A 12,881-nucleotide genomic window follows, 5' to 3' on the forward strand; every position below is an offset into this window, starting at 1 on the left:
CAAAGAGCCTCTATTCGCATTTCGGCGATTGCACCAGCGACGTGACGAAAGCGTCGACCGCGCGCCTGAGTGCAGTTACCTCTTCGATGCGCTCATAGGGCCATCCCGTAACATGGACGCCGATGGCCGGATTGCATGCGAGAGAAAAGTGTACCTGACAGCCATGGAATGGCGTCGTCATCGAGCAGTCTGCAGCCAGATCGTAAATTTCTCCGTCTTGCGACTTCTTGAGTAGATAGCGTCCCACGACCCTGTTTGTTTCGGCCCGCGCAGCGGCGTTAATATTGTCGAAAACCCTTGTGAAGCCGGCCACCGGCGGAATATCGACGACAGTGATGATGCGGCTGCCTGTTTGAAGCGATCGTCCATAATTCTTCATGAAGCTCTTGGCATACCAATCGCCATTGTTCGGGACATGCAATCTACGGTTCGCGCTTGGAGAATACTGGATCGCCACGAGGATTTGCCCGTCGCAAATCCCTCGGCACAGGCGGTCGGCGGGAGTCGGCGCCCGGAACGACGGATAGAATGTGATCAGATTCAGTTGATCGGTTTTGTCTCTCTGGGACGCGCTTCCATAGCCGAAACCCGGCGGCCGCCTCACGATAAGCGGCGCGGCCAATTTGTCGGGCGAGTCTTCAATCTCAACATCAACGCTTTTTTCGGGGGGACCCGATCCGCCGACGATCAGATGTCTCTGTGCAAAGAAGCTGGCGCCAATCAGAAGCGCAACGACGAGCAGCGCCTTCTTCATAATTTGGAAAACTCGGCCGCTCGTTCCGCGGTCAGACTGTCACCGCTCATTGGAGTCGTCCCTTCTTAAATTTTCATAGATTGAACTTGGCAAAGAAAAGCGCCCGATAGCATCCTTTCAAACGTCTGTTTGCGACGCGGGGAGAGCGTCAAAAATGATCTAAAGCGTAACGTCCGTCAAGCGCCAGTCCTTGGATTTATCCTCGATTCAAAGACTTAGCGACGATACTGGAAGGTTAACTCCCTCTCTGATCTTACTTTTTTGACCACATAAAATTTATCTTCCCAGGGACGCCGACCCGCCGGCCGGCCGCCATCCCTCTCACGTCGCATTCGCGACCGCCGCGCCGCGGGGAAGCGGAATTCGTCGGACGGACAGGATCTCGGCGCGATAGGCGCTGCCCTCCCTAGCCATCATGAAGTCGATCTGCTCGTCGCCTTCAATGGTCACTTCGCCCGCATCGTGCCGACTTGCGTCGTCGATGAGTTTCAGCGCGTCGCCGACACCAGGCTTCAGGAAGCCAGCGCGTCCAGCACCCGCGCCCAGCTCCGCGCGCCCTTATGGAAGGACGTGTAGCTGTATTTCTCGTTGGGCGAATGGATGCGGTCGTCGTCCAGCGCGAAGCCGATCATCAGCGCGTCCATATTGAGATCGCGCTTGAAGGCGCCGACGATCGGGATGGAGCCGCCGCAGCCGGCGAGCGCGGCCTCCTTGCCCCATTCCTCGGCGAGCGCGCGGCGGGCGCGGGAGAGCGCCTCGGAGCCGAAGGGCAATTGAAGCGCGTTCGAGGCGCCGTGATTGATGAATTCCGCCTTGGCGTCGGCCGGCAGGCGGGCGCGCACGAAGGCGCGGAAGCTTTCGAGAATGGCTTTCGCGTCCTGCTTGCCGACAAGACGGAAGGAGAATTTGGCGGAAGCCTGCGCCGGCAGCACGGTCTTGGAGCCCTTGCCCGTATAGCCGCCGACAATGCCGTTCACGTCGCAGGTGGGTCGCGCCCAGATCTGCTCCATGACGCCCAGGCCGCGCTCGCCGCCGACCTTGGTGAGGCCGATATCGGCGAGCCACCGGCCCTCGTCGAATTCCAGATTGCGCCACTGCTCGGCGATGTCCTCGGGGATTTCCGGGACGCCGGCGTAGAAACCGGGCAGCGTCACCTTGCCCTCGGCGTCGTGGAGATCGGCGACGATCTTCGCGAGAACATGGATGGGATTATTCACCGGCCCGCCGAACATGCCCGAATGCAGATCATGGCTGGCGACGCGGATCACGACCTCCTCCTGCGCGAGGCCGCGCAGCATGACGGTGATCGCCGGCGTCTTGGGGTTCCACATGCTGGTGTCGCAAACGAGCGCAATGTCGGGCTGCGAGAGCTCGTCCTTGTGCTTCGTCAGAAAATCGGGAAGCGAGGGCGAGCCCGTCTCCTCCTCGCCCTCGAAGAGAAAGGTGACGTTGCAGGGAAGCCCGCCATTCGCCTCGAAGGCGCGGCAGGCCTCGATAAAGGTCATGAGCTGGCCCTTATCGTCCGAGGCGCCGCGCGCGACGATTTCTTTCTCCCCTTGGCCGTCCTTCCCGTCGACGAGGCGCGGCGCGAAGGGCTCGGCCTCCCACAATTCCAGCGGGTCCGGCGGCTGCACGTCGTAATGGCCGTAAAAGAGCACATGCGGCGCGTCCTTGCGCTTCGCTTTGGCGTGGCCGACGACGATGGGATGGCCCGGCGTCTCGCGAACCTCCGCCGCATAGCCGAGGCCTTCGAGCTGATCCTTCAGCCAATTGGCGGCGCGCAGGCAGTGCTGCGTATAGGCCGGGTCGGTCGAGACCGAGGGGATGCTGAGCAAGTCGAACAGGCGCTGGGTCGACGCGGGCAGATTCGCGTCGATCGTATTCAGGACGGCGTCGATCGTGGCCATGGAATCAGATCCTTCGCAGTTGGTGCGAAGCTAGTGCGAAGAAGCGGCGGTGGGAAGGCGGAAAGGGCTTCAAGAATGGAGACGGCCCCTCGTCCTCCGCGAGGCGCTCTTCGCGCGCTCCTCAGGATGAGGGGCCTAACATGCGTCATGTCCTGACTCTTGCGGCGCCGGCCAGCAGTCCTCATGCTGGGGAGCCGCCGCAGGCGGCGTCTCGAAGGACGAGGGCTGCGGCGCCGCGAATAGGATCACAGTCTCACCGCGTCGGCGTCGGCGTCCCGCTGCGATAGTCGTAGAAGCCGCGCTGGGTCTTCTTGCCGAGCCAGCCGGCCTCGACATATTTCACGAGCAGCGGGCAGGGGCGGTATTTGGTGTCGGCGAGGCCCTCATGCAGCACCTGCATCACCGAGAGGCAGGTGTCCAGGCCGATGAAATCGGCGAGCTGCAGCGGGCCCATGGGGTGGTTCGCGCCCAGCCGCATGGCCGTGTCGATCGCCTCGACCGAGCCCACGCCCTCATAGAGCGTGTAGATCGCCTCGTTGATCATCGGCAGCAGGATGCGGTTGACGATGAAGGCGGGGAAATCCTCGGCGACCGTGACCGTCTTGCCGAGCTTCGTCACAAAGGCCTTGGATTCCTCGAAAGTCGCGTCGTCGGTGGCGATGCCGCGAATGAGCTCGACGAGCTGCATGCGCGGCACCGGATTCATGAAGTGAATGCCGATGAAGCGCTCGGGGCGGCCGGTGATGGAGGCGAGGCGCGTAATCGAGATCGACGAGGTGTTGGAGGCGATGATCCCATCGGGCTTCACCACGAGCGCGACGTCGGTGAGGATCCTGCGCTTGATCTCCTCATTTTCGGTCGCGGCCTCGATGACGATGTCGCAGTCGCGGAGATCCTGGATCGCGGGCGCGCCCGAGATGTGCGGCAAAGCGGCGTCGACCGCGTCGGGCGTGAGAAAGCCGCGTTCGATCGACTTCTTCATCTGGACGCCAATGTCCTTGACGCCCGCCTCGATCCGCTCGGTCGTCAAGTCATTGAGGGCGACGTCGTAGCCGGCCAGGGCGCAGACATGCGCGATGCCCTTGCCCATCTGGCCCGCGCCGATAACGCCGACTTTGCGAATTTCGAAGCTCATTGTCCGAACACCATAGCGAGAGGACCGCCGGCAAAGGGCGGGACGGCTGCGATGCAAATGCGGCCACGTTGCACTGCAATATAACGCGCGATCGGTCCGAAAGAAAACCGGCAAGCTTGGAAAAAGTCGTGTCGCAGCTCCCCGCCGCCCGCCGGCGCGGGGAGCCGATTTTTGAACTATTTGCCGAGCTTGGCGAGCTCGGCGTCGAGCTCCGGCACGGCGTTGAACAGATCCGCGACGAGGCCGTAATCGGCGACCTGGAAGATCGGCGCCTCTTCGTCCTTGTTGATCGCGACGATGATCTTCGAGTCCTTCATGCCGGCGAGATGCTGGATCGCGCCCGAAATGCCGACCGCGATATAGAGCTCGGGCGCGACGGCCTTGCCGGTCTGGCCGACCTGCAGATCGTTGGGCGCATAGCCTGCGTCGACCGCCGCGCGCGAGGCGCCGATCGCGGCGTTGAGCTTCGTCGCGACCGGGTCCAGCACCTTCTGGAAGTTCTCGGCCGAGCCGAGCGCGCGGCCGCCCGAGACGATGATGCGGGCCGAGGTCAGCTCCGGACGCTCGGATTTCGCGAGCTCCTCGCTCTTGAAGGCGGAGACGCCCGGATTCGACGCGGCGCCGACGGACTCGACCGGAGCCGAGCCGCCTTCCGGCGCGGCCGCGAAAGCTGTCGTGCGAACGGTGATCACCTTCCTGGCGTCCTTGGCGCGGACCGTCTGCACGGCGTTGCCGGCGTAGATCGGGCGCTCGAAAGTGTCGGACGAGACGACCTTGATAATGTCCGACACCTGGGCGACGTCGAGCAGCGCCGCGACGCGCGGCAGCACGTTCTTCGTGGCGCTCGTCGAGGGGGCGATGATCACGTCGTAGGATGGCGCGAGCGAGACGATCAGCGCCGCGACCGGCTCGGCCAGGACATGATCGAGCGAGGCGTCGGCGGCGTGGAGAACCTTCTCCACGCCCGCGAGCCTGGCGGCGGAGGCGGCGGCCGCGTCGAGGCCCGGACCGACGACCAGAATGTGAACGGGGCCGCCGATCTGCGAGGCGGCGGTCAGCGCCTTGGCGGTCGCGGGCGCGAGCGCGCCATTGGCGGTTTCGGCGAGAAGCAGAATGGCCATGTCAGAGAACTCCCGCTTCCTTGAGCTTGGAGACGAGTTCGGCGACCGAGCCGACCTTCACGCCCGCCTTGCGGGACGCCGGTTCGGCGGTCTTGAGGACTTCGAGGCGCGGGCTGATGTCGACGCCGTAATCGGCGGGCGCCTTGACGGCGACCTCCTTCTTCTTCGCCTTGATGATGTTGGGGAGCGAGGCGTAGCGCGGCTCGTTGAGGCGAAGATCCGTGGTGACGACCGCCGGGAGCTTGAGGCTCACCGTCTGCAGGCCGCCGTCGATCTCGCGGGTCACGTCCACGGAGCCGTCCGTCAGATCGACCTTGGAGGCGAAGGTCCCCTGGCCCCAGCCGAGAAGCGCGGCGAGCATCTGGCCGGTCTGGTTCGAGTCGTCGTCGATCGCCTGCTTGCCGAGGATGATGAGGCCCGGCTGCTCCTCGGCCGCGATTCTGGCGAGGATCTTGGCGACCGCGAGCGGCTCGACCGTCTCGTCGGTCTTGACCAGAACGCCGCGGTCCGCGCCCATGGCGAGCGCCGTGCGCAGCGTCTCGTCGGCCTTGGCCGGGCCGATGGAGACGGCGACGATTTCGGTCGCCTTGCCGGCCTCCTTCAGGCGCAGCGCCTCCTCGACGGCGATTTCGTCGAAGGGATTCATCGACATTTTGACATTGGCGAGATCGACGCCGGAGCCGTCGGGCTTCACCCGGATTTTCACGTTGTAGTCGACGACCCGCTTGACGGGCACGAGAATTTTCATCGCGACCTCTGGAGATAAGTGCGGACGCGGCGCGCCCCGCTTAGAAAACTGTGGCGGTCTGGTAACGGGGGCGCGCGCGCAAGTCAAACGGGGAGGTCAAGCCCCTTTTTCAAGTCCCCCGAGACCGTCCCGTCAGCCTTCCGGGCCGGTCTGCTCGGGCGGAGGCGCTTCCTGCGCGGGGCTCGACTTGGGCGGGCCGTAGGGGCCGCGATCGAGAAGCTTGTGCCTGCGCCGCTTGAAGAGCGGCGTCAGCACGAGGCCCGCCGCGACGCCGCCGACATGCGCCATCCAGGCGACATGGCTCTCGCCGCCGCCCCAGCTTGCATTGACGAGCTGAAGCACGATCCAGGCCCCGACGAAGAGAAAGCCCGTCGCATGGAAAGTGAAGAGCGGCGGCGTGAGGCCGAAGAGGCGCCGCAGGGGCGCGCGGGACTTGTCGGCGAGCGTGATCAGCCAGAAAGGGAACATCACGAAAGTGAGCGGCGGGAAGAAGCCCGTGACCGTCGCGCCCGGATAAAGCAGCAGGAAGGCCGCGCATACGCCCGAAATCGCGCCCGAGGCGCCAACGAGCGGAGTGATCGATTGGGGCGTGGCGTAGACATAGAAGACGCCGGCCATGACGCCGCAGGAGAGGTAGAACAGCAGATAATGGAGCGAGCCCATCGCGTCTTCGACATTGTCGCCGAACACATAGAGGAACAGCATATTGCTCGCGATATGAAGCAGCGAGGAATGGAAGAAGAGCGAGGTGACGAGCGTCGCCGGCGGCGGCGGGCCGACAATCCAGTCGGCCAGTTCCGCCTCTCCGAACAGCACGCGGGGAATGATCGCGAAACCGCGCATGATGGTCAAGGGATCGCCGAGAAGCTCGCTATAGACGAGGAGGAAAACCAGAATATTGGCGACGATCAGCGCGTGATTGACGACGGGGCGTTTGAGATGGCGCAGCGGCGCGTCGTCATATAGCGGCATCACCATTGCGCGAACCTCGTTCTATCGGAGCGTCGGTCCTTAAGATAAGCGCGAAGCGCCTTTCCGCAAAAGGCGAAGGACCTCGCGATGAGAATGCGCGCGGCTTCACGGTCGGCGCGATTTCCTGTCGCTCGGACGATTTCCCGTTCGGGCGAAAAGCGCGCGGCTTTCGTCTCGCCGCGCGAGCCTCGGCCGCGCCCAAGCCAAGGCCTGCCTGCGCAGCCCGGCAATGTCGAAGGCGGCGACCATGAGCCCGTAGATCGCCATGCCGGCCGCGATCTGCGCCAGAAGCGCGACGAAGCCCGGCTCCATCGCCCGCATCGGCGTGAGCGCGAGGAACATGATCCCTGTCCCCACAATGGCGGCGAAAAGGTCCCGGAAGGCGGGCCAGACAGGCTGGGCGCGCAGCGCGAAATAGATCGTCGCGAGGAGCGCGGCGACATAGCCGCCGGCCTGGGCGATGGCGAGATTGGAGGCGTCGCGGCCCCATGGCAGCAGGAAGAGCAGAAGCAGCGAGACAAGCGCGGCGGCGATGGCGGCGGCGACGAGCGGCGCCGTGCGCTTGCTGATCTGGAAGACGGGATTCACGCCGAAATTCAGAAAGCCCATGGCGAAGAGGCCGGGCAGCAGCAGGCCGAGATAATGGCCGAAGGGCCCGCGAAACTGCCCCGGCACGATGAGCGCCTCGACCGAGGGCATGACGAGCCAGAGCCCCGCGCAGGCCGGCAGCAGAAAGGCGAAGACGACGCTCATATTATGCGCGACCTGCTCGCGCGCGCGATCCTCGCCATGCTCCTCATGGGCGGCGACGGCGATCTGGAAGAGGAGCACGTCGAGCGCCGAGCCGAAGGCCATGACGGCGCGCATGCCGAGATCATAGGCCAGAGCGAACTGGCCCGTCTCCGCGAAGTCGTAGACGCTCGCGACGATGGAGCGCGAGGCGAGCGGCATGGTCTGATAGAGCAGATGCGCGGCGACGATGGGCGCGCTGTAGGACATGAGCGTCTTCGCCGTCTCCCCCTGCGCGTCGCGGCAGCGCACGCCGGGATCGCGAAGGGCCTCGCGCGCGAGAAACACCGTGCCGAGCAGGCTCGCGACGCCGCCCGCGAGCGCGACGCCCGCCGAGCGGAAGAGGAAGGCGCCGCCCCCGATGAGGACGAAGGCGAGCACGTTCTTCACGAAGACCAGCCGCCCATAGGCGCCGTCCTCGAAGCGGGCGCGGGCGAGCGCGGTCGAATAGTCGAAGAGCCCGTTCGCCGTCGCGGTGAGCAGAGCGAGGAGGATCAGCTCGCTGTCGAAATCGAGCTCCGGACCGACCGCCGAGTAGAGCAGCGTGCTGATCGCAAGGAAAGCCGTGACCGCGAGAAAGGACGTTCCGAGCGTCGAGCGGATGATGGGATCGCTCTCGCGCGTGCGCTGCGAATAGAAGCGCGTCGCGGAAAGCCGCAGCCAGTCATAGAGCGCCGTCTGCACGACGATGGCGATGGAAAAGGAGAGCGCGAAGCGGCCATATTCCTCGGGGCCGAGAAATTTCGCGACCATGAGGCCGATGATGAAATTCGTGGCCGTATTGGCGAGGAAGGCGAGGAGGACTTTCAATGAAGGGCCCCCTTCCCCGCCCTCCCCCGCTTCGCGGGAGAGGGAGCGATACGGCTTCCGCCTGATCGCTTCGCGACAATGCTCACAGCGTCGTTGCGACCTTTTCTCGAAGTCGGGTATACCCGACTTCGCAATACTGGCGAAGCAATCCAGGAGCGGCTATCGCAGCGCTGGATTGCTTCGTCGGCAAGGCCTCCTCGCAATGACGGCCGCGCGGCGCGCGCCCTCTCCCGCGAAAGCGGGGGAGGGTTGGGAAGGGGGCAAGCTGGCTTCGCGCGCGCTTCCATTTCTCAGCTTACGCGCTCCAGCGCCCGAGCGCCTTCAATTCCTTCAGCGCCTGCGCGTCGCGGGGCGTCACGTCGGGAAAATCCGGGTCCGCCGTGGCGGGGTCGAAATATTTCCACGAGCGGGCGCATTTCACGCCGCCGGCGCGGCTCGGGACGACCGCGACGCCCTTGACCTCCGGCAGGCGGAAAGCGTCGGCCGGGCCTTCGCCCGTCTCGACGCCAATATCGGAGACGATGCAGATTTCCGCGAAATCGACGCCGTCGAGATCCATGCGCAATTTGCCGTCGGCGATGAAGACGGTCGGCGCCGCCTCGAGCGAGGAGCCGATGCGCTTTTGCGCGCGTTCGATCTCCAGCGCGCCCGTCACGACCGAGCGGATGGCGCGCACGCCTTCCCATTTCTTCGCGAGCGCCTCGTCGCGCCAATGCGAGGGGATGTCGGGGAAGCTCTCGACATGCACGGAGACGGCGTCGGGATAGCGTGCGAGCCAGGCCTCCTCCGCCGTGAAGACGAGGATCGGCGCGAGCCAGGCCGTCACGCAGCGGAAGACGCGTTCGATGACGGCGAGCGACGCTTTCCGTTTCACGCTCGACGGCGGCTCGCAATAGAGCGCGTCCTTGCGAATGTCGAAATAGAAGGCCGAGAGATCGCTCGTCATGAAGGGCGTGAGCAGCACGACGACGCGCTTGTAATCATAAGCCGCGTAGGCTGAACGGATTTGCGCGTCCATCTCGACGAGACGATGCAGCATCAGCCGCTCAAGCTCGCTCGCATGCTCCAGCGCCGCGTCGTCGTCCGCCCCGTAATGCGCCAGCGCGCCGATCATCCAGCGCAGCGTGTTGCGCAATTTGCGATAGAGATCGACGAAGGTCTTCAGGATCTCGGGACCGACGCGCAGATCGTCGGCGTAATCCGACGCCGCGACCCAGAGGCGCAGAATGTCGGCGCCGGAATCCGCGATCACCTTTTGCGGCGCGACGACATTGCCGAGCGACTTCGACATTTTACGGCCCTTCTCGTCCAGGACGAAGCCATGCGTCAGCACGGCGTCATAGGGCGCGCGTCCGCGTGTGCCGCAGCTTTCGAGAAGGGAGGAGTGGAACCAGCCGCGATGCTGGTCCGAGCCTTCGAGATACATGACCTCGTCCTCGCCGCCGTCGCGCTTGCGATGGATTCCGGCGAGGGCCGGGAAGTTCTTCGGATCGTCGAGCACGAAGGCGTGCGTCGAGCCCGAGTCGAACCATACATCGAGAACGTCCGCGACTTTCTCGTACTCGTTCGGATCATACTCCGGCGCGAGGAAACGCTCGGCCGCGCGCGTCTCGTACCAGGCGTCGGCGCCTTCCTTCTCGAAGGCCTCGACGATGCGGGCGTTCACGCGCGCGTCGACGAGGACCTCATGCGTTCCCTTCTTGACGAAGACGGCGATCGGCACGCCCCAGGCGCGCTGGCGCGAGACAACCCAGTCCGGGCGATTGGCGATCATGCCGCGAATGCGGTTCTCGCCCGCCGCCGGCGTCCATTGCGTGCGGGAGATTTCTTCGAGCGCGATGTCGCGCAAAGTCGGCAAATTTCCACGACCCTCATCCTGAGGAGCGCGCCAAGCGCGCGTCTCGAAGGATGCGGCTCCGGAACCCTCGTCCTTCGAGACGGCCCTGCGGGCCTCCTCAGGATGAGGGTTCGCCTGAGAGAACGGCCGGTCCATCGCGATGAACCATTGCGGCGTGTTGCGGAAGATGACCGGCTTCTTCGAGCGCCAGCTATGCGGATATTGATGCTTCAGCCGCCCGCGCGCGATGAGATTGCCGGCCTTGATCAATTCCGCGATCACCGCCTCATTGGCGTCGCCCTTCTCGCCCTTCTCGGTGAGCACGCGCCTGCCCGCGAAGCCCGGCGCTTCCAGCGTGTAGAAGCCGTCCTCGTCCACCGTATAGGGGATGCGGCTGTCAATGCCGCTCTCGGCAAGGCGGCGGCCATTCGCCATCCAGATGTCGAAATCCTCGCGGCCATGGCCCGGCGCCGTATGCACGAAGCCCGTTCCCGTGTCGTCCGTCACATGGTCGCCGTCGAAAAGCGGCACGTCGAAGTCGTAGCCGAGATGCGCGAGGGGATGGGCGCAGATAAGGTCTTTCAACTCGTCCGCGGAAACGTCGCGCAGGCGCTCGAAGCCTTCGACCTTCGCGGCCTTGAACACCTCGCCCGCGAGCTTGTCGGCCAGAATGAATTTCGCGCCCGGAAAGGCCCAGTTATTCTCCGGCGCTTGCGTCACGCGATAGAGGCCGTAGGCGATTTTGGAGGAGAAGGAGATCGCGCGATTGCCCGGCAGCGTCCAGGGCGTCGTCGTCCAGATCACGACGCGCGCGTCGGAAAGGTCCGCTTCCGCGCCGCGCGGGATGGGGAAGGCGACCCACACCGTATCGCTCGTATGGTCCTCATATTCGACTTCCGCCTCCGCGAGCGCCGTCTTCTCGACGACCGACCACATCACCGGCTTGGAGCCGCGATAGAGCAAGCCATTTTCGGCGAATTTCATGATCTCGCGGGCGATGATCGCTTCCGCCGGATAGGCCATGGTGGCGTAAGGATGATCCCACTCCCCGGCGACGCCCAGCCGCTTGAACTCCTCGCGCTGGATCGAAAGCCAGTTTTCCGCATAGGCGCGGCACTCGCGGCGGAAGGCGATCATCTCGTCGGGCTGCGCGAAATCCGGCTTCTTTTTGCCCTTGGCGCGGTAATTCTCCTCCTCGATCTTCCATTCGATTGGCAAGCCGTGGCAATCCCAGCCCGGCACATAGACGCAGTCCTTGCCGGTCATGCGCTGGCTGCGCGTGACGATGTCCTTGAGGATCTTGTTCAGCGCATGGCCGATATGGATATTGCCATTGGCGTAGGGCGGGCCGTCATGCAGCGTGAATTTCGGCCGGCCCTTGGCGGCCTCGCGCATCTTCTCATTGAGGCCGATTTCCTCCCAGCGCTTCAGCAGCTCCGGCTCGCGCTGGGGCAGGCCCGCGCGCATCGGAAAATCCGTCACCGGCAGATAGAGGCTCTTGGAATAGTCGGGCCCTTTGGGCGTTTCGTCGTTCATGGGTCTTTAGCAACCGGGTCGGGCGGCGCCGGGACGGCCGGCAAGGTCCGCGTCACATAAAGGATTTGGAAGGGAAGCGCCAATGGCGCCAGGAACCCGGAACCCGCGCGAGCAGGCGCTCAAGCGCGGACCGGGCCCGTAATTCGCAATTGCCCCAAAATCAACATGCCCCTTGATAGCAAGCGGCGCCGGAGCGGGGAAGCCCCAAAACTAGCGCAGCCGCCGGAACGGCCCGAAACCGAGCGCATTCGCGACCCAGGCGCCGAGGCCGAGAAGCGCGATGGCCGGGACGAGGATCAGGAAGAGGCCGGACAGGAAAAAGAGCCCGAGCGCAAGGAAGGCGAGAAGCCCGGCGCCGAGCAGAAGGCTCTGCAGCGGCCCGAGCTTGACGAATTTCACCTCTCCGGAGCCGGAGGAAATCCAGATGCGGGAGCTCGCGAAAGCGTCCTCCCGGTCCCGGCGGGGCTCTTCGCCCGGCGGAATGATCTCGATCTCGCCTTTGGGTTCGTCGCTCATCTCGCATCCTTTCGAAAGGCGAAGATAGGCGCTCCGGCCCCGTGCTTCAATAATGCGGCGCCCGGCCGTAGCGGCCGCGCCGATCCAGCGCCCTCAGCTCCCGCTCGACCATGGGCGCCATTTTCGCCGCGATGAGATCGGAGCCGGCCTCATTGGGATGCTCCCCGTCGCTCAGCATATAGCGCCGGTCGCCAAAGGCGCCGTCCAGGAAGAAGGGATAGAGCGCCACGCGCTCCCGCGCCGCGAGCGTCGGATAGACGGCGTCGAAGCGGCGCTTATAGGTCGGGTCGCGCTTGGGAACCGAGACCATGCCGGCGACGATGACGCGCGCGCCATGCGCCTTGCTGTGGCGGACGATTGTATCGAGATTGCGATAGACCGTCCGCGGATCCTCGTCGCCCAGCATGTCGTTGCCGCCGAGCTCCACGATGACGAGGTCGGCCCCGCGGCTGAAGGCGAGGGGGATGCGATCCACGCCGACGGCCGTCGTGTCGCCCGCGCGCGACGTGTTCATGACCTGAACGTCGCCGCGCCCGCGACGGTAGAGATGCTTGCGGAGCGCCCAGGCGAAATCCGTTCCTTCGGGCAGGTTGAAGCCGGAGGTCAGGCTATCGCCGAAGATGAGCACGCGCTTTGGCTGCGCCGCCGCCTGCGACGCCAGAAACGCGAAAAGAGACAGACAGGTTGCAAGGAGACGGGCTGCGCCGCTCATGACCATTCTCCCGATGAGACAGGCCTAGGAGGCTAGGGCCCCCT

At 64.7% G+C, this 12,881-nt stretch carries 11 protein-coding genes; all 11 read right to left on the bottom strand.

All coding sequences use genetic code 11. From position 1 onward, the window contains the following. Window positions 1-10: 10 nt before the first annotated feature. The 11 genes from ACV7JP_RS06805 to ACV7JP_RS06855 all read right to left on the bottom strand — a co-directional run bounded on the left by ACV7JP_RS06805 (window position 11) and on the right by ACV7JP_RS06855 (window position 12,837). Entirely contained in the window at window positions 11-754 is a 744-nt protein-coding gene (locus ACV7JP_RS06805; protein WP_457798467.1) for a hypothetical protein, read from the bottom strand. Window positions 755-1,075: 321 nt separating this feature from the next. Continuing rightward, entirely contained in the window at window positions 1,076-1,204 is a 129-nt protein-coding gene (locus ACV7JP_RS06810; RefSeq protein WP_457798468.1) for a hypothetical protein, read from the bottom strand. Window positions 1,205-1,266: 62 nt separating this feature from the next. After that, window positions 1,267-2,661 (bottom strand): M20/M25/M40 family metallo-hydrolase, encoded by a 1,395-nt coding sequence (locus ACV7JP_RS06815; protein ID WP_457798469.1) that lies wholly within the window; start codon window positions 2,659-2,661, stop codon window positions 1,267-1,269. Between the two features lie 253 nt (window positions 2,662-2,914). Continuing rightward, window positions 2,915-3,796, bottom strand: a complete 882-nt coding sequence (locus tag ACV7JP_RS06820; RefSeq protein ID WP_457798470.1) for a 3-hydroxybutyryl-CoA dehydrogenase — start codon at window positions 3,794-3,796, stop codon at window positions 2,915-2,917. A 176-nt stretch (window positions 3,797-3,972) separates the two neighbouring features. Next, window positions 3,973-4,917: an electron transfer flavoprotein subunit alpha/FixB family protein gene (locus ACV7JP_RS06825; protein WP_457798471.1), complete on the bottom strand. Its 945-nt coding sequence runs from the start codon at window positions 4,915-4,917 to the stop codon at window positions 3,973-3,975. A 1-nt stretch (window position 4,918) separates the two neighbouring features. Beyond that, window positions 4,919-5,665, bottom strand: a complete 747-nt coding sequence (locus ACV7JP_RS06830; RefSeq protein ID WP_457798472.1) for an electron transfer flavoprotein subunit beta/FixA family protein — start codon at window positions 5,663-5,665, stop codon at window positions 4,919-4,921. A gap of 132 nt (window positions 5,666-5,797) precedes the next feature. After that, a complete protein-coding gene (locus ACV7JP_RS06835; protein ID WP_457798473.1) occupies window positions 5,798-6,643 on the bottom strand; it encodes a rhomboid family intramembrane serine protease in 846 nt (281 codons plus the stop codon). 99 nt (window positions 6,644-6,742) lie between these two features. Beyond that, window positions 6,743-8,236 carry a lipopolysaccharide biosynthesis protein gene (locus ACV7JP_RS06840; protein WP_457798474.1) on the bottom strand — a complete coding sequence of 498 codons (1,494 nt, stop codon included), beginning with the start codon at window positions 8,234-8,236 and terminating at the stop codon, window positions 6,743-6,745. 295 nt (window positions 8,237-8,531) lie between these two features. Then, window positions 8,532-11,609 (bottom strand): isoleucine--tRNA ligase, encoded by a 3,078-nt coding sequence (gene ileS / locus ACV7JP_RS06845; RefSeq protein ID WP_457798475.1) that lies wholly within the window; start codon window positions 11,607-11,609, stop codon window positions 8,532-8,534. Window positions 11,610-11,819: 210 nt separating this feature from the next. Further along, window positions 11,820-12,125: a hypothetical protein gene (locus ACV7JP_RS06850; RefSeq protein ID WP_457798476.1), complete on the bottom strand. Its 306-nt coding sequence runs from the start codon at window positions 12,123-12,125 to the stop codon at window positions 11,820-11,822. Between the two features lie 46 nt (window positions 12,126-12,171). Next, entirely contained in the window at window positions 12,172-12,837 is a 666-nt protein-coding gene (locus tag ACV7JP_RS06855) for an arylesterase (RefSeq protein ID WP_457798477.1), read from the bottom strand. Window positions 12,838-12,881 lie beyond the last annotated feature (44 nt).

This window comes from Methylocystis sp. S23 (genome assembly GCF_054106005.1).

Excerpts from the sequence above, each read along its gene's own strand:
- ACV7JP_RS06835 (WP_457798473.1), bottom strand. The coding sequence starts at position 6,643 with ATGGTGATGCCGCTATATGACGACGCGCCGCTGCGCCATCTCAAACGC.
- ACV7JP_RS06850 (WP_457798476.1), bottom strand. The coding sequence starts at position 12,125 with ATGAGCGACGAACCCAAAGGCGAGATCGAGATCATTCCGCCGGGCGAA.
- ileS (WP_457798475.1), bottom strand. The coding sequence starts at position 11,609 with ATGAACGACGAAACGCCCAAAGGGCCCGACTATTCCAAGAGCCTCTAT.
- ACV7JP_RS06815 (WP_457798469.1), bottom strand. The coding sequence starts at position 2,661 with ATGGCCACGATCGACGCCGTCCTGAATACGATCGACGCGAATCTGCCC.
- ACV7JP_RS06805 (WP_457798467.1), bottom strand. The coding sequence starts at position 754 with ATGAAGAAGGCGCTGCTCGTCGTTGCGCTTCTGATTGGCGCCAGCTTC.
- ACV7JP_RS06820 (WP_457798470.1), bottom strand. The coding sequence starts at position 3,796 with ATGAGCTTCGAAATTCGCAAAGTCGGCGTTATCGGCGCGGGCCAGATG.
- ACV7JP_RS06830 (WP_457798472.1), bottom strand. The coding sequence starts at position 5,665 with ATGAAAATTCTCGTGCCCGTCAAGCGGGTCGTCGACTACAACGTGAAA.
- ACV7JP_RS06855 (WP_457798477.1), bottom strand. The coding sequence starts at position 12,837 with ATGAGCGGCGCAGCCCGTCTCCTTGCAACCTGTCTGTCTCTTTTCGCG.
- ACV7JP_RS06825 (WP_457798471.1), bottom strand. The coding sequence starts at position 4,917 with ATGGCCATTCTGCTTCTCGCCGAAACCGCCAATGGCGCGCTCGCGCCC.